Source organism: uncultured Tateyamaria sp. (assembly GCF_947497045.1).
Lineage (GTDB): Bacteria > Pseudomonadota > Alphaproteobacteria > Rhodobacterales > Rhodobacteraceae > Tateyamaria.
In genome coordinates, this window is the sequence record NZ_CANMEU010000011.1 from 66009 (window position 1) to 81381 (window position 15373).

At 60.4% G+C, this 15373-nt stretch carries 15 protein-coding genes; 10 read left to right on the top strand and 5 right to left on the bottom strand.

Features of this window, described 5'->3' with window-relative positions:
* Positions 1-11: 11 nt before the first annotated feature.
* The 5 genes from pobA to Q0859_RS18045 all read right to left on the bottom strand — a co-directional run bounded on the left by pobA (position 12) and on the right by Q0859_RS18045 (position 6624).
* Positions 12-1181, bottom strand: coding sequence for a 4-hydroxybenzoate 3-monooxygenase (gene pobA, locus Q0859_RS18025; RefSeq protein ID WP_299153820.1), 1170 nt, complete (start codon positions 1179-1181; stop codon positions 12-14).
* 50 nt (positions 1182-1231) lie between these two features.
* On the bottom strand, positions 1232-1897 hold the full coding sequence (locus tag Q0859_RS18030; protein WP_299153881.1) for a TetR/AcrR family transcriptional regulator: 666 nt from the start codon (positions 1895-1897) through the stop codon (positions 1232-1234).
* Complete coding sequence (locus tag Q0859_RS18035; RefSeq protein ID WP_299153822.1) at positions 1894-3423, bottom strand: trimethylamine methyltransferase family protein; 1530 nt, start codon at positions 3421-3423, stop codon at positions 1894-1896. The genes Q0859_RS18030 and Q0859_RS18035 overlap by 4 nt, the downstream gene beginning before the upstream one ends.
* A complete protein-coding gene (locus tag Q0859_RS18040; protein ID WP_299153824.1) occupies positions 3420-5822 on the bottom strand; it encodes an FAD-dependent oxidoreductase in 2403 nt (800 codons plus the stop codon). Before Q0859_RS18040 ends, Q0859_RS18035 begins: the two co-directional genes overlap by 4 nt.
* Positions 5823-5925: 103 nt before the next feature.
* Positions 5926-6624: an IclR family transcriptional regulator gene (locus Q0859_RS18045; protein ID WP_299153826.1), complete on the bottom strand. Its 699-nt coding sequence runs from the start codon at positions 6622-6624 to the stop codon at positions 5926-5928.
* 180 nt (positions 6625-6804) lie between these two features.
* On the opposite strand from Q0859_RS18045, the gene Q0859_RS18050 reads away from it, so the two are divergent.
* From Q0859_RS18050 to Q0859_RS18095, 10 genes are all read left to right on the top strand, one after another.
* Entirely contained in the window at positions 6805-7644 is an 840-nt protein-coding gene (locus tag Q0859_RS18050) for a cyclase family protein (protein ID WP_299153827.1), read from the top strand.
* Complete coding sequence (locus Q0859_RS18055) at positions 7644-7994, top strand: cupin domain-containing protein (RefSeq protein ID WP_299153831.1); 351 nt, start codon at positions 7644-7646, stop codon at positions 7992-7994. The genes Q0859_RS18050 and Q0859_RS18055 overlap by 1 nt, the downstream gene beginning before the upstream one ends.
* Complete coding sequence (locus tag Q0859_RS18060) at positions 7991-8776, top strand: SDR family oxidoreductase (protein WP_299153847.1); 786 nt, start codon at positions 7991-7993, stop codon at positions 8774-8776. Before Q0859_RS18055 ends, Q0859_RS18060 begins: the two co-directional genes overlap by 4 nt.
* Entirely contained in the window at positions 8776-9720 is a 945-nt protein-coding gene (locus Q0859_RS18065) for a 3-hydroxyacyl-CoA dehydrogenase family protein (protein ID WP_299153849.1), read from the top strand. Before Q0859_RS18060 ends, Q0859_RS18065 begins: the two co-directional genes overlap by 1 nt.
* 139 nt (positions 9721-9859) lie before the next feature.
* Positions 9860-11131 carry an ABC transporter substrate-binding protein gene (locus tag Q0859_RS18070; protein ID WP_299153851.1) on the top strand — a complete coding sequence of 424 codons (1272 nt, stop codon included), beginning with the start codon at positions 9860-9862 and terminating at the stop codon, positions 11129-11131.
* 6 nt (positions 11132-11137) lie between these two features.
* Positions 11138-11866 (top strand): ABC transporter ATP-binding protein, encoded by a 729-nt coding sequence (locus tag Q0859_RS18075; RefSeq protein WP_299153853.1) that lies wholly within the window; start codon positions 11138-11140, stop codon positions 11864-11866.
* Positions 11859-12569 carry an ABC transporter ATP-binding protein gene (locus tag Q0859_RS18080; RefSeq protein WP_299153855.1) on the top strand — a complete coding sequence of 237 codons (711 nt, stop codon included), beginning with the start codon at positions 11859-11861 and terminating at the stop codon, positions 12567-12569. The genes Q0859_RS18075 and Q0859_RS18080 overlap by 8 nt, the downstream gene beginning before the upstream one ends.
* Positions 12566-13432 (top strand): branched-chain amino acid ABC transporter permease, encoded by an 867-nt coding sequence (locus tag Q0859_RS18085; RefSeq protein ID WP_366523224.1) that lies wholly within the window; start codon positions 12566-12568, stop codon positions 13430-13432. The genes Q0859_RS18080 and Q0859_RS18085 overlap by 4 nt, the downstream gene beginning before the upstream one ends.
* On the top strand, positions 13429-14439 hold the full coding sequence (locus Q0859_RS18090; RefSeq protein ID WP_299153856.1) for a branched-chain amino acid ABC transporter permease: 1011 nt from the start codon (positions 13429-13431) through the stop codon (positions 14437-14439). Before Q0859_RS18085 ends, Q0859_RS18090 begins: the two co-directional genes overlap by 4 nt.
* 4 nt (positions 14440-14443) lie before the next feature.
* A complete protein-coding gene (locus Q0859_RS18095) occupies positions 14444-15373 on the top strand; it encodes a 3-keto-5-aminohexanoate cleavage protein (protein WP_299153857.1) in 930 nt (309 codons plus the stop codon).

Below are 15373 nucleotides of genomic sequence, written 5' to 3' on the forward strand. Positions count from 1 at the left end.
CAGTCTGCCAATCAGTACGGCAACCCGACATAGTTTAGCGCCATGGCGGCTTGCGCTTCGGGGCTGTCGCGCAGCAGGGCCAGCTCGGCCAACTGCATCTTTTTGTCAAACTCGCTTTGACCGGGGTAGTGGTGCATGAGGTTTGAAAACCACCAGCTGAACCGCTCGGTCTTCCACACCCGCGCCAGCGCCTTTTCCGAATAGATATCGATGCCATGGGTGTCATTGTCGGCATAGAACTGGCGCAAACCCTGATTAAGATAGTGCACATCCGAAGCTGCGGTGTTCAGCCCCTTGGCCCCGGTGGGCGGGACGATATGCGCGGCATCCCCGCACAGGAACAAGCGCCCCCACCGCATCGGTTCGGTGACGAAACTGCGCAAGGGTGCGATGGATTTTTCGAGGGCTGGCCCTGTGGCGAGGGCCTCGGCGGCGCTGGGTGGAATGCGGCGGCGCAGCTCGTCCCAGAAGGCGTCATCGCTCCAGTTTCCGGCATCATCGCCCGCGTCGCATTGGATGTAATACCGGCTGAGATTGGTATTGCGCATCGAACATAAGGCAAAGCCGCGGTCGGAGTTGGCATAGATTAATTCGTCATTCACGGGCGGTGTTTCGGACAGCACGCCAAGCCAGCCGAACGGATATACCTTTTCATACTCGCGGCGGACAGATGCCGGGATTGTCTGGCGACTGACCCCGTGGAAGCCATCGCAGCCAGCCACGAAATCGCAGTCGATGCGGTGGTGCGTGCCGTCCTGGTCATAAGTCACGAACGGGGCGTCGGTGTCCGCGTCATGGATCACCACGTTGTCGACTTCGAACCGCGTGTCACCTCCGGTCTTGTCGCGCGCATCATAAAGGTCGCGTGTCACCTCCGTCTGTCCATAGACCATAACAGTCGCATCCGTATGCTGCGTGAAATCTACCCGGAACATGTCGTTGTCATAGCCGATCAGGGTGCCGTCATGGACAAACCCTTCGGCCTTCATCCGGGCATCCACACCCGCCTCGCCCATCAGTCCCACGAGGCCGCGTTCAAGCACCCCGGCGCGTATCCGGCCCAGCACGTAGGCGCGTGACTTGCGTTCGAGTACAATCGCTTCGATCCCGGCCTTGTGCAGCAACTGGCCAAGCAAAAGCCCGGATGGTCCACCACCGACAATGACAACTTGGGTGCGCATAGGCCCTCAATTCCTGAAAAGGCAATCTTTGAGGCGGTCGTGGTCGGGGGTCAAGCGTCGGTGACAGCACGCGCGTATTTGATAAAGGCGTTGATCTCTTTGGGGTGCGCAGATTTTCCGGTGAAGGCCACCAGATATCCGGGCACCATCGCCAGACGCTCTGCAAGGGTTTCGCCCAGGTTTGCGTCATCATATCCAAGCTGCATGTAGTAGAGGACCCGCGCGCGGGCCTTGGCCTCAAGCGGGTCATAGCTGAAACGGGCGAACATCGCGGTCAGGGCCGCCAATCGCGCGTCGTCCCCGGCCTTGAGCACCACGTTCACCCGATCAGACCGGCGTGCCCAATCCCGGATCGCAAAGTCGAGCCGATTGTCGAACAGGTCGGTGTTGATGTTGCAATGAAACACGTTGCAGCAGGCGGTAGTGATCGTATCAGCGGGCGCATTGGCCTGCGCGACCATGGCGGCGGTGTTGGTGTCCTGCCAATGTTGTAACAGGGCATCCAGCAGGTTGCTCCGGTTCTTGAAATACCAATAGAAACTGGATCGCGACACACCCAGCCTGGCGGCCAGATCGGCTACTTTGACTGTCTCGACCCCACCTTGTTTCAACACAGCGAGGGCCGCGTTCAGCCAATCCTGTCGGGTGACTTTGACATTGCCAATCAGTGGATTCTTGGCCGGGTTATCCCGGTGCAGCAGGGGGGCACCCATCAGTTTTCCGGCGCGCAGCCGCCTTCGGCGCTGCGTTTGCTGATATAGGTGCGCAAGTCTTCCAGGTTGTCTTCGTGGCTTGTGGGCGGGGTAAAGTCGCGCAGGATCCCTTTCCATATGCCGGTTGCGCGGGCAGTTGCATCGACACTGCCCCGCTCCTCCCAAGTGCCGATATTGGCAAAGTCCGCGACCAGCGGCTCGTAGAACTCGGTGCTGTAGCGTTCCATCGTGTGCGCTGCGCCGAAAAAGTGGCCGCCCGGTTGCACCTCTTGCAACGCGTCCAATGCGATCTCGGCCTCTTCTGCCGGAGTTTGCACGCACAGCTCGGCGACCATTTGCAGCACTTCGACATCGGTGATCAGCTTTTCATAGCTGACAGTCAGCCCCCCTTCGAGCCAGCCTGCCGCATGCAAAGTCACGGTTGCCCCCGCCATCAGGCAGCCCCACGTGCCGAACTGAGTTTCGTTTGCGGCCTGCACGTCGCCGAGGTTCGCCGCTGATCCGGATGCACAGCGCCATGGCAGCCCGATATGGCGCGCAAGTTGTCCGGCGGCGAGCGACGCCTTGAAGTGTTCGGGCGTGCCGAAGACGGGCGCGCCCGACTTCATGTCGACATTCGAGGTGAACGTGCCGTAGCACACGGGCGCACCTGGGCTGACCAACTGGCCGAGGGTAATGGCGGCCAACGCCTCGGCATGTGACAGCGTCATCGCCCCCGCCACCGTAATCGGTGCCATCGCCCCCATCAGCGTGAACGGCGTGATGACCGCCATCTGCCCGGCGCGTGCGAAATCCATGATCCCGAGCGCCATGGGAATGTCCAACTGGCGCGGCGAGTTGGTATTGATGATGGTGTAGCAATGCGCGTCCGCCCGGAACGCCTCATCTGACAGACCGCGCGCGATTTGCAGCATTTCGAAGGATTGATCGACCTGCCCAGTGCCACGCGAGTAGATGAACGGCACCTTGTCCGTCAGCTCCATCTGCCCTTGGGTCATCGCATAGTGGCGCAGGTGAATGGGCGCGTCCTGCGGTTCAACCAGCGGTGGGATCATGTGCAGCACGTCAAAATGTTGGGTCAGGGTGATGAGTTCGCGAAAGTCCTGTTCCGTGCCGGGGCGGCGTCCGCGCTCAAGGTCGGTGGCATGCGGGCAGCCCGCGCCCGGTTGAAAGATCATCGTGCCCAGTTCCATGATCTGATCGCGCTCGGGTGCGCCGCCTTTCAGCGCAAAGGACTTGGGCGCTGTATCGAGCGCGGCCTCGACCACCTCACGCCCGATATGGATCATTTGCGTGCTCTCATCAACGCGTGCGCCCGCCGCTTTGAAAACCGCACGCGCTTCCGGCAACAGCACCTTGATGCCAAGCCGTTCCAGCACGTCCAGTGCGGCGTTGTGCATTGCCGCGATCCGGTCGTCGGAAAACACATTCATTGCCGGGAACGGGTTGCGCAGTTGGCGGTAGTCCGTCTTGCGCGTCTTGGCAGGGGCCGCGCCGCGTCCCCGCCGTCGTCTGGGTTGATCGCTCATCCGCGCATCGCCCTGCCCTCGGGGTCATAGGGCGAAGCGGCAATGATTTTTGCGCTGCGTTCGACCCCGACAATGTGCACCTTCAGATCCGTACCCGCGCCGCTGTGATCCGCATCGACCAGTGCCATGGCCAGCGATTTCCCGGTCGTGTGCCCGTATCCGCCCGATGTGACAAAGCCGACCTTTTGTCCGTCTTTCCAGATTGGCTCATAGCCTGACGCGTCCGCGCCAGCGGCGTCTACCTCAAGCGTGACCTGTATTTGAGCGGGGCCATTGCCATCCCGTTCAGCGATCGCCGCCGCCTTGCCGACAAACTCCTTGTCCCAGTCGATCCAGCGATCCATGCCCGTCATGCCGGGGGTGTAGCCTTGGGTGAACTCTGCCGACCAGATGCCAAACGACTTTTCAAGGCGCAGGGACAACAGCGCGTTGAACCCGTATTCGATCATCCCGTGGTTCGCGCCTGCGGCCAGCAGCGTTTTGCGCAAGGTTGCATGATCACCCATACGGCAGTGGATTTCGTAACCCATCTCGCCGGTCACAGACAGCCGTCCGACCTTGCAGCGCAGCAACCCGATGTCGAAAGCGCGACATCCCATGAAGGGCAGCGTACTTGCCTTGCCATCGGTCAGCGCGTCGATGACCGCTTTCGACTTGGGGCCTGACAGCGAAAAGCCGGCCATTTCATCGCCAAGGTCCTTGAGCGTTACGCCGTCCATCATGTGATCGTCGAACCAGCGCTGATGCCATGTGCGCAGATAATAGCTGCCCATGATCCACCAGACGCCATCGCCCCAATTGAACACGGTCAGATCCCCCTTGAGCCGCCCGTCTTCGCCCAGCATCGGGGCCAGCCGCGCGCGTCCGGGGTTGGGCAGGCGGGATGCCATGATCGAATTCAGCCACTTTCCCGCATTCTTGCCCGTGACTTCGAAGCGGGAAAAGCCCGTGATATCCAGCAATCCGACCCGTTCGCGCACGCCCCTGCACTCGGCACCTACGATATCATGGGCGTTGCTGCGTTTGAGCGATGGTCTTTCCGTGAACCCTTGGGGTGCGAAATAAAGCGGCACTTCGAGGTCCCAGCTTTGGCTCCAGTGGCATCCGGCGGCTGTCATGTCCGCATAGGCGGGCGCGGTTTTCAGCGGGCGGCCCGCAGGCAGTTGTTCGTTGGGATAGGTCATCACAAACCGGCGGGAATAGAATTGGCCGGTTGTTTCCTTGATGTACTGCTTGTTCTCGGCCCAGACGCCATAGCGCGCGACGTCCATGCCGTAAACATCCGCCTCGGGCTCACCATGGATCATCCATTCGGCCAGCGATTTGCCGACACCGCCGCCTTGCAGGAACCCGGCCATGACCGCGCAGGCCGACCAATACCCACGTTTGCCCGGCACAGGCCCCACCAGCGGGTTGCCATCGGGTGAGAAGGTGAAGGCCCCGTTCACCCATGTTTTCACGCCCACGTCCTGAAGCGCGGGATAGCGTTCGAACCCCAGGATCAGCTCCTTTTCGATGCGGTCGGGGTCTTCTTGTTGCAGCTCGAACCCGTATTCCCACGGTGCGCCGTCCATCATCCAGTGCTGGTGGTCGACCTCGTAGATGCCCAGCAACACGCCCTTTTGGTCTTGGCGCAGATAGGTGAACCCCTCGAGATCCACAGTCATGGGCACCTCAAAGTCCAAATCCTCAAGCGCGGGGATCGTGTCGGAAATCAGATAGTGGTGGTTGAGCGGCGAGACGGGCAGTTCAACCCCCGCCATGCGGCCCACCTGCTTGGCCCAAAGGCCTGCGGCATTGACTACATGTTCGCAACTGATGGTACCCTTTTCGGTGACAACGTTCCAGCCTTGCAGGGTCTGGTTCAGTTCCAGCACCCGGTTGTGCTCCATCACCGTGGCACCGCGTTTCCTGGCGGCCCTGGCATAGGCATGCACAGTGCCTGTGGTGTCGATATACCCCTCGCGGTCGGCCCACATGCCGCCAAGCAGACCGTCACCCGACATGATCGGGTTCAGCCCGACCGCTTCTTCGACGGTGACAAGGCGGCAATCCTCAATCCCGATAGACTGGAACGTACGATAGGCCGATTGCAACCATTCCCACCGATCCGGCGTGCCCGCCATGGTCAGGCCACCTGTCATGTGCAGCCCGATGTTCTGACCGGATTCCTCCTGGATCTCCTCGAACAGATCGATTGTATAGGCTTGGAGTTGTGCAATGTTGGGGTCCGCATTCAGTGCGTGAAACCCACCAGCGGCATGCCAACTTGACCCAGCTGTCAGCACCGAGCGTTCGATCAGGCACACATCCGTCCAACCCATCTTGGCAAGGTGGTAGAGCACCGATGTGCCCACAACGCCGCCACCGATCACCATAACCCGGTAGTGTGAATCCATGTCTGTCCCCTGTCGCATCCGTCTGGTTGCATGGGACTGTCCGATAACTGGACAGACCTGTCCAGTTCTTTTGCGACACCAGTCGGTTGGATGCGACCGCGTGTCAGACGGGCCCGGACAGGTGGCGATGGATTGCGTCGGTCAGGCGATCCTTGATGCGAGTATAGCGGCTGGCGGGCACGGGTGTGGACAGCGCATAGATGTCGCCATTGCTGTCTTCGATGGCCAGCCCAAGGGCGCAGACCCCGTCGGTATGTTCGCTTTCATCGCGGGCAAGGGCACCCTGGCGGACGTCTTCGACTTCGCGCAGGATCGTGGCGAGCGGTTTGGAGCTGTCGCCTTCCAACTCTGCCAAAATCAACCGGGTCGCGCGGGCGGGGTCCATGCAGGCCAATGCGGCCTTTCCATTCGCGGTGGTCGTCAGGGGAAAGGATTCGCCGATACTGGACACAGCGCGCAGGCGTTGACGGCCCACGATTTGGTCGATGAACAGCATCTTGTCTCCGTCGAGAATAGCCAGATCAACCGTCTCTCCGGTCTCGTCCGAAATGCGTTTCATAATGGGGCGCAGACGGTCACGTATGCCAGAAGCGGCGGCTTGGGCGAGGCTTTGAATCTCTGGCCCCAACCTGATTCCCCCATACCCTTTATCGGTTGAAATGAACCCCTCGACCGTCAGTGCCGCGACAATCCGCTGTACCGTAGAGCGGGGCAATCCGACACGTGATGCGATTTGCCCAAGGCTGAGCCCATCCGTCTCCTGACCCAAAAGCCGTAAGATCGCCGCTGCACGCGATATCACCTGAATCCCTTGATTTTTAGAGGTTTCCTGCATGCTCATGTCCGGTTCCACCCTTGTATTTGTCCGTTTTTTCGACGTGCTCAACTTCGGAAATTGCGACCGTCAAATCAGTTCTTGACCGCTATATGATACATTTGCACCATATTGTGAAACACCTTTAACCGGTTTTGGGAGGAACGGATGGTCGTCAATATTCGCGGGATCGATTTTCAGGAGAACGACAACAACGATATGGGGCTGGAGTTCGTGAACCTCAGCCACCGCTATGGGTTCCAGTGCCCCAACTGGCCGTATTTCAAGGACGTGCAGATCGACCGCAAGCACTACATGGCCAAGTCCGGTGTGCTGAGCCAGACGATCACGACGACAATGCACGTCACAACCCATATCGACGCGCCGGCCCACGTGGTTCAGGGCACGCCCTTCATCGACGAGGTGCCGCTGCCGCATTTCTTTGGCTCGGGTCTGGTGGTCAGCATTCCCAAGAAAAAGTGGGAGTCGATTACGGGTGACGATCTGGAGAAAGCCTGCGGTCATGCGATTCGCAAGAATGATGTGTTGATCATCAACACCGGATGGCACAAGCAGTACGAAGATGGAGACTACTTTGCCTACTGCCCCGGACTGGTGCCCTCCGCCGCCGACTGGATGGTTGAAAAGGGCGTCAAGGTTGTCGGCCATGACACCCAGGCCAACGACCACCCGCTGGCCACAGCTATCGGCCCGCAGCGCAACGGCCCCATCCTGCCCCATCTGGAAAAGGAATACCTAGAATGGTCCGGCGGTACCCCTTGGGAAGAGGACTTCCCCGAATGGGAACCCGTCCACCAGAAGCTGTTCAGCAACGGCATCCTTGGCATCGAGAACGTCGGCGGCGATCTGGATCGAGTCACCGGCAAACGTGTCACCTTTGCCTTCTTCCCCTGGAATTGGGATCGGGGTGATGGCTGCATCATTCGTCTGGTCGCCATGATGGACAAGGATCAGGGCTATCGGATCGAGGCGGGCGAGGCGTTCTGATGCACCTCAAGCGCTTTGCCGATGCGACGACTTATGAGGCCCCGAACCATTGGGGTGTGACGGGGCTGCGCCTGCAGGGGTTCGAAGACGGCGGTCCCGAAAACCAGTGGGTCGGTCTTTCTCAATTCCTGCCCGGTGGCGGTGCGGGCCCGGACGCGACCCCGTTCGAAAAGGTTTATGTCGTGCTTGAAGGTGAGATGACGGTCCTTATCGACGACTCCGATACCGTTCTTGGCCCAATGGACAGTTGTACGATCCCACCGGGCGAAGTGCGCAAGATCGAGAACCGCAGCAATCACGTATGCAAGATGCTCGTGGTCATACCCTATCCCGAAGGAGGGCGGCCATGAGCCTCGATAATCCACTGTCGTTCTTTGATGTGTCGGACAAGGTTGTGCTGATCACCGGCGCATCCGGGGCCTTTGGCGCCGTGGCCGCGCGCTGTCTGTCGGGTGCTGGGGCCAAGGTGGTGCTGGCGGCAGGTAACGCCGGTGCGATGGCCGATGTTGCTGCCACCTGCACGGGCGACACGCATCAAATCAACGCCCGTCCCGACAGCGAGGCGGCATGTGCCGCGCTGATCGAGGAAACCGTTGCCACATTTGGACGGATCGACATTTTGGTGGTTGCCTCGGGCATGAACAAGGTCGCCAAGATCGGCGATATGGCACCCGCTGCGTTCGAAGGCGTTATGGACGCCAATGTGACACAAAGCTGGCTGATGGCGCGCGCGGCGGCAGGTCAGATGCAGATGCAAGGGACAGGGGGCAAGATCGTATTGATGTCCTCCGCCCGTGGATTGCTGGGCCATCCGGCGGGCTACACCGCCTATTGCGCGTCCAAGGCCGCTGTTGACGGGATGACCAAGGCTTTGGGATGCGAACTTGGGCCGACGGGCATCACCGTCAACGCGATTGCGCCGACCGTCTTCCGATCACCGCTTACCGCATGGATGTTCGAGGACACGCCCGAGGCTACGGCGGTGCGCGAGGGGTTCTTGTCACGGGTGCCAAAGGGGCGCTTGGGCGAGCCTGAGGACCTGGCTGGCCCGCTTCTGTTCCTGTCGTCGCGCGCGTCGGATTTCTACACCGGGCATATCCTCTATGCCGATGGCGGGTACACGGCAGGTTGATGGAATCAGTGTCGAATATCGCGGTCATCGGGGCCGGCTTGATGGGCCACGGCATCGCGCTGACCTTCGCCCGTGCAGGCCACAGTGTTTGTGTGACCGATCCCATGGCCGACACCTTGCGCAGTGTGCTTGAACGGGTGTCTACGAGTTTGGTGCTGCTCGGCGCGGAGGCGGGCGAAATTTCTGAGATATTGTCCCGGATCACCTTGTGCGATGCGATCCCTGATGCTGTTGGGGACGCCATGTTCGTGATCGAGGCGGCGCCGGAAAAACTGTCCCTGAAACAGGCGATCTTTGCTGAGGTTGAGGCCCACGCGCCCGCTGACGCCATCCTCGCCTCCAACACATCCGTCATTCCGATCACCAAGATCATGGAGGGCTTGTCGGGACGCCACCGCGCCCTTGGCACCCACTGGTGGAACCCGCCGCACATGATTCCGCTTGTTGAAGTGATCAAGACGGAATGGACGGACCCGGCCCTTGCGAACGCCATGGTCGCGCTGCTGAGCGGTGCAGGCAAGACCCCGGTGATGGTCGAAAAAGACGTGCCTGGCTTTATTGGCAACCGCTTGCAACACGCGCTGTGGCGCGAGGCGATTTCGCTGGTCGAAAACGGGATTTGCACCGCCGAAGCGGTTGATGATGTGGTCAAAGCGAGTTTCGGGCGGCGCATGGCGGTGCTCGGGCCGCTTGAGAACGCGGATCTGGTAGGGATCGAGCTCACGCAGGATATCCACAATCAGGTGCTGGGCGACCTTGATGTGACACCGCACGCTTTGCCCTATTTGCAGACCCTTCTGGATGAGGGGCGTACCGGCATGGCAGCACGGGCGGGGTTTCGGAACTGGGCCGCGACGGATCTGGAGGAAACCAAGGCGCGCGTTGCAGGACATCTGCGCGCGATTGACCGGCTCTTGGCCCACGAAGTGACGGAGGAAACATAACGGAAAGATATATTGTGAAAAGGAAGCCGCAATAAATTGCCCACCGGACCATGATAATCCGAAATGAAAGACACCAAAGGGTGCAGGCCTCGATCAATCGAAGGCCAAACCACGACATACATCTCAGGGAGGAGACGCTATGAAAACGGGAACAACCAGAAGACAGATGCTTGGCGGATTGGCGGCCACGGTCGCATCCCCGGCCATTTTGACGGCCACGCGCGCCTATGCCGATAATCCGACCATCCGGGTCGGGTTCGTCACGCCGTCCACTGGCCCATTGGCGGGCTTTGCCGAGGCGGACGACTATATCCTCGACGGGCTGCGCGCGCATTTCGCGGGCGGTGTGACCAACAACGGCAAGTCCTATAATATCGAGATCATCAAGAAGGACAGCCAGTCCAACCCCAACCGCGCCGCCGAAGTGGCAGCCGAGTTGATCCTGTCGGACGAGGTTGACATCATCACCGCCGCTGCGACGCCTGACACCACCAACCCGGTTGCGGATCAGGCCGAGATCAACGAGGTGCCCTGCGTCACCACTGACGCGCCATGGCAGCCCTATTTCTTTGGGCGGGGCGGCAATCCGGCGGAGGGGTTCCAATACACCTACCACTTCTTCTGGGGGCTTGAGGACGTCATCACGAACTTTACCGGCCTGTGGAGTGACGCAGGTGTGGCCAAAAAGGTTGGCGGATTGTTCCCCAATGATGCAGATGGCAACGCGTGGGGCGACCCTGAGCTTGGCTTTCCCAAGCCACTCGCGGCGCAAGGGTTTGAATTGATCGATCCGGGCCGGTTCCAGCCGCTCAATGACGACTTTTCGAACTATATCGCCGCGTTCAAGGATGCAGGCTGCGAGATCGTGACGGGTGTGATGATCCCACCGGATTTCGGCACCTTCTGGGCGCAGGCCGCACAGCAAGGGTTCAACCCCAAGGTCGCGACCATCGGCAAGGCGCTGTTGTTCCCCTCGGCCATCGAGGCGCTTGGGGATCGAGGCGTGGGCCTGACGACTGAAATCTGGTGGTCGCCGAACCATCCGTTTTCTTCGTCGCTGACAGGCACGTCGGCAGGCGAACTGGCCAATGGGTTCACCGCTGCGACCGGGCGGCCATGGACGCAGCCCATCGGGTTCAAACACGCGCTATTCGAAGTCGTGGCGGACGCTATCGCGCGGGCCGAGGATCTGGATGACCCGGACGCTATCGCCGCCGCGATCAAGGGCACGAATATGTCCACCATCGTGGGCGATGTGAACTGGTCGAACGGGCCTGTGCCGAACGTGTCCAAGACGCCGCTGGTGTCCGGCCAGTGGCAACGGCAGGGCGATGGGGTTGAATTGGTGATCACCAACAACGCCCATGCCCCCGACATCCCGGTGGGCGGCGAATTGCAGCTGCTTGGATAAGCCCACATGTCTGCCTTGTTATCTGTCGCAGGTCTGCGCAAGTCGTTCGGTGCCGTTGTGGTCGCCGACGACACCAGCTTTGATATCGCACAAGGCGAAGCTGTTGGCATTCTGGGGCCCAATGGGGCGGGCAAGACATCGCTGTTCAATCTGGTGACCGGGGCCCTCAGCCCTGATGCAGGGCGGATCACTTTTCAGGGGCAGGATATCTCGACCAGCTCCGCCGCGCGGCGCTGTAAGATAGGCATCGCGCGGTCGTTTCAGGTGCCCCAGCCCTTCGGTGGGATGACGGTGTTTGAAAACGCGCTGGTCGGTGCGGTCGAAGGGGCGGGGATGCGCAGCCATGAGGCTGAGGCGCATGTGCTGGCTGTTCTTGAGGACACCGGTTTGCTGGCCAAGGCCAATATCCGCGCCGGGGCCCTCACCCTGCTCGATCGCAAGCGGCTCGAGATGGCGCGTGCGCTGGCAGCCCGGCCCAAGCTGCTGCTGCTGGACGAGATCGCGGGTGGGTTGACCGAAGCCGAATGTACCGCCCTGATCGACACCATCAAGGCCGTGCATGCGGGCGGAACGACGATTATCTGGATCGAACATGTGGTGCATGCGCTGCTGGCGGTTGTTGAACGGCTGATCGTGATCGATTTTGGCAAGAAGATAGCCGAAGGGCCGCCCAAGACGATCATGGACAGTGCCGAGGTCAAGGAAATCTATCTGGGGGTCGATCCCGATGTCTGAGCCTGTGCTGCAACTTGTGGGCCTCGATGCTCATTACGGAGATTTTCAGGCGCTTTACGGTGTTGATATGGAGGTCAATGCTGGCGAGGTGATCGCGATTATCGGGGCCAACGGGGCGGGCAAGACCACGCTGATGCGCTCGATTTCGGGCCTGTTGCATAACGCGGGTGATCAGGTCCGGTTCAAGGGACAACCCATCGGGGCCTTGCGCGCCGATCAGGTCGCTTATGCGGGGGTGGCGCTGGTGCCTGAGGGGCGGCAGTTGTTTGCCTCGCTCTCGGTCGAAGAAAACCTCAGGCTTGGCAGCACCGTAGGGCGTGCGGGGCCATGGTCGCTTGAGGCCGTGTATGATCTGTTTCCGATCCTGCAAGAGCGACGCAACCAGCCTTCGACCTCACTGTCCGGCGGGCAGCAACAGATGGTGGCCATCGGGCGCGCACTGATGTCCAACCCCGAGGTGATCCTGTTTGACGAGATCAGTCTGGGTCTCGCCCCGGTGATCATCAAATCCATCTATGAGGCCCTGCCCGGCATCATCGGCGGGGGTATGACGGCCATGATCGTCGAACAGGATATTACCAAGGCGCTGTCGGTCTCGTCTCGCGTCTATTGCCTGCAGGAGGGGCGCGTGTCGCTGTCGGGCCGGGTCGGGGACATCACACGCGACCAGATCACCGCCGCCTATTTCGGAGTTGCCGCATGATCGAGTGGGTGAACGCCGTGGTGCAGGGTATCCTGCTGGGTGGGCTCTATGCGCTCTTTGCGGCCGGGTTGTCCCTGATTTTCGGGGTGATGCGGCTTGTCAATATCGCGCATGGTGATCTGATCATTCTGGCAGCCTATTTGGGATTAAGCACGACCGTGATGCTGGGCGTGCATCCGTTTGCGGCGCTTTTGGTGGTGATGCCTGCGATGGCGGGGATTGGATATGTGCTGCAACGCGGGCTTTTGAACCAGACCCTTGGGCCGGATATCCTGCCGCCTTTGCTGGTCACGTTCGGGCTGTCGGTGATTCTGCAAAATGCGCTGCTCGAAGGATATACCGCCGATCCGCAAAAGCTGTCTGCCGGGTCGATTGAAACGGCGAGCCTGTCGGTCGGGGGCCTATCTTTAGGAGTTTTGCCGCTGCTTACCTTCGGGCTGGCGGTGGCTGTGATCGCGGGGCTGCAATGGATATTCTATGCAACCGCCCTGGGCCGTCAGTTTCGCGCGGTGTCCGACAATCAGGATATTGCCCAACTGATGGGTCTGAACAAGGCGCATGTATTCGGGCTGGCCATGGCGCTGGCGCTGGCGGTCACGGCCATTGCGGGTGTGATGCTGGGCGTGCGCACCAGCTTTGATCCGTCCATCGGCGGGGGGCGGCTGATCTTTGGGTTCGAAGCGGTGATCATTGGCGGGCTTGGCAACATCTGGGGCACGCTTGCGGGCGGTGTTATTCTAGGCGTGGCCCAAACCATCGGGGCCAAGATTGACCCCGGTTGGCAAGTGCTGGCGGGTCATGTCGCGTTCCTCGTTGTATTGGCGGTGCGCCCCAATGGTCTGTTCCCGAGGGTCGAACATTGAGCGCCCCGGTTGTCACCCGCGCCACACGCGCCAGCCGCGTTGCGATGGTTATCGCTGCACTTGCGGTGATTGTGCTGGCTCTTGCGCCCTGGTGGGCGGGTCGGGCTGATCTGCGCCTGATGGGCGAGATTTTCCTCTACCTGTCGCTGGCCTGCCTGTGGAACCTGATGGCGGGCTATGCGGGCCTTGTGTCAGTGGGCCAGCAGGCGTTTGTCGGCTTTGGAGGCTACATGCTGTTCGCGCTCACGATCTTTGGGGGGTTGCACCCGATTGTCGCGATCCTTGGGTCGGGGGTGTTGGCAGCGATGCTTTCGGTTCCGGTTGCGGCGCTGATCTTTCGACTTAAAGGGGCCTATTTCGCAATCGGTACGTGGGTCATGGCGGAGGTTTTCCGCCTTACATTCGCGCAAGTATCCGCGCTTGGGGGTGGGTCGGGCACATCCTTGCCTGTCGGAGTGGTGAAATCGCTGGCGGCGTCACGGTCAGGGCGTGAGGCGCTTAGCTATTGGCTGGCTCTTGGGGCGGCCATCACCGTCATCACCTGTGTATACCTGTTCCTGCGGTCCCGCCGGGGGCTTGCATTGACGGCCATCCGCGACAGCGAAGTGGCCGCTTCGGGCCTTGGCATCGACATCTGGCGGACCAAGCTTGAGGTCTATGTCGTGACATCCGCCTTCACGGCAATCATCGGCGGGCTGATCTTTTTGCAAAAGCTGCGCATTTCCCCTGATGCGGCGTTCTCGGTCAATGACTGGACAGCCTTTGTGATCTTTATCGTGGTGATCGGTGGGATTGGCACGCTTGAGGGGCCGATTATCGGCACGCTTGTCTTTTTCCTTTTGCGTGAAACGCTGGCGGATTTCGGGACCATTTATCTGATGGTGTTGGGTGCGGTGGCCATTGTTGTCATGCTGAAGGCCCCCAAGGGGATATGGGGATTGGTCCGTGACCGCTACGACCTCGAACTGTTCCCGCTCAGTTATCGTGTACGTATCAAAGAGGACTAGGACCATGGCCAAACAACCCACCATCATCACCTGCGCGGTTACGGGGTCGATCCATACGCCCACGATGTCCGACACCTTGCCGCTGACCCAGAACCAGATCGCCGAACAGGCCATTGCCGCGGCCGAGGCGGGGGCTTCGATCCTGCATCTGCACACACGCGACCCCGACGATTTCCGCCCGTCGGTCGAACCGGATCACTATGCCCCGATCCTGGGCCGGGTCAAACAGTCCACAGATGCGGTGCTGAACATCACCACGGGTGGTGCGCCCACGATGTTGATCAAGGAGCGGATCAAGGCCGCCACCAAATTCTCGCCCGAGATGTGCAGCCTCAACATGGGGTCGATGAACTTTGCCTTTCACCCGCTGGCCAAACGCTATGACACATGGAAATACGACTGGGAAAAGGACTATGTCGAAGGGTCCGAGGCCAACATCTTTCGCAATACATTTGCCGATATTCGCGAGGCCGCCGAAACGCTGGTCCCCCACGACATCAAATTCGAGCATGAGTGCTATGATGTCGGGCACCTTTATAACCTGAAATACTGCATGGATGTGGGACTGTTCAAAGCCCCGGTGTTCATCCAGTTCATCTTTGGCATTCTGGGCGGGATCGGACCTGAAGTGGACAACCTGATCTTTATGAAACGCACGGCGGATCGGCTGTTTGGCGACGATTACCGTTGGTCGGTTCTGGGCGCGGGGGGCGCGCAGATGCCACTGGCGACCACTGCAAGTCAGATGGGCGGGAACGTGCGTGTCGGTATGGAGGACAGCCTGCTCATCAATCGTGGTGAGTTGGCAGAGTCCAACGCGCAACAGGTCACCAAGGTCCGGCGTATCATCGAGGATCTGGGCTGCGAAGTGGCCACACCTGATCAGGCGCGCGAGATCCTTGCGCTCAAAGGTGGGGACAGGGTCGCATTCTAA

Bases quoted from the DNA above. Each gene is read 5' to 3' on its own strand.
- pobA (WP_299153820.1), bottom strand. From the start codon at position 1,181: ATGCGCACCCAAGTTGTCATTGTCGGTGGTGGACCATCCGGGCTTTTG.
- Q0859_RS18035 (WP_299153822.1), bottom strand. From the start codon at position 3,423: ATGAGCGATCAACCCAGACGACGGCGGGGACGCGGCGCGGCCCCTGCC.
- Q0859_RS18040 (WP_299153824.1), bottom strand. From the start codon at position 5,822: ATGGATTCACACTACCGGGTTATGGTGATCGGTGGCGGCGTTGTGGGC.
- Q0859_RS18050 (WP_299153827.1), top strand. From the start codon at position 6,805: ATGGTCGTCAATATTCGCGGGATCGATTTTCAGGAGAACGACAACAAC.
- Q0859_RS18055 (WP_299153831.1), top strand. From the start codon at position 7,644: ATGCACCTCAAGCGCTTTGCCGATGCGACGACTTATGAGGCCCCGAAC.
- Q0859_RS18060 (WP_299153847.1), top strand. From the start codon at position 7,991: ATGAGCCTCGATAATCCACTGTCGTTCTTTGATGTGTCGGACAAGGTT.
- Q0859_RS18065 (WP_299153849.1), top strand. From the start codon at position 8,776: ATGGAATCAGTGTCGAATATCGCGGTCATCGGGGCCGGCTTGATGGGC.
- Q0859_RS18070 (WP_299153851.1), top strand. From the start codon at position 9,860: ATGAAAACGGGAACAACCAGAAGACAGATGCTTGGCGGATTGGCGGCC.
- Q0859_RS18075 (WP_299153853.1), top strand. From the start codon at position 11,138: ATGTCTGCCTTGTTATCTGTCGCAGGTCTGCGCAAGTCGTTCGGTGCC.
- Q0859_RS18080 (WP_299153855.1), top strand. From the start codon at position 11,859: ATGTCTGAGCCTGTGCTGCAACTTGTGGGCCTCGATGCTCATTACGGA.
- Q0859_RS18085 (WP_366523224.1), top strand. From the start codon at position 12,566: ATGATCGAGTGGGTGAACGCCGTGGTGCAGGGTATCCTGCTGGGTGGG.
- Q0859_RS18095 (WP_299153857.1), top strand. From the start codon at position 14,444: ATGGCCAAACAACCCACCATCATCACCTGCGCGGTTACGGGGTCGATC.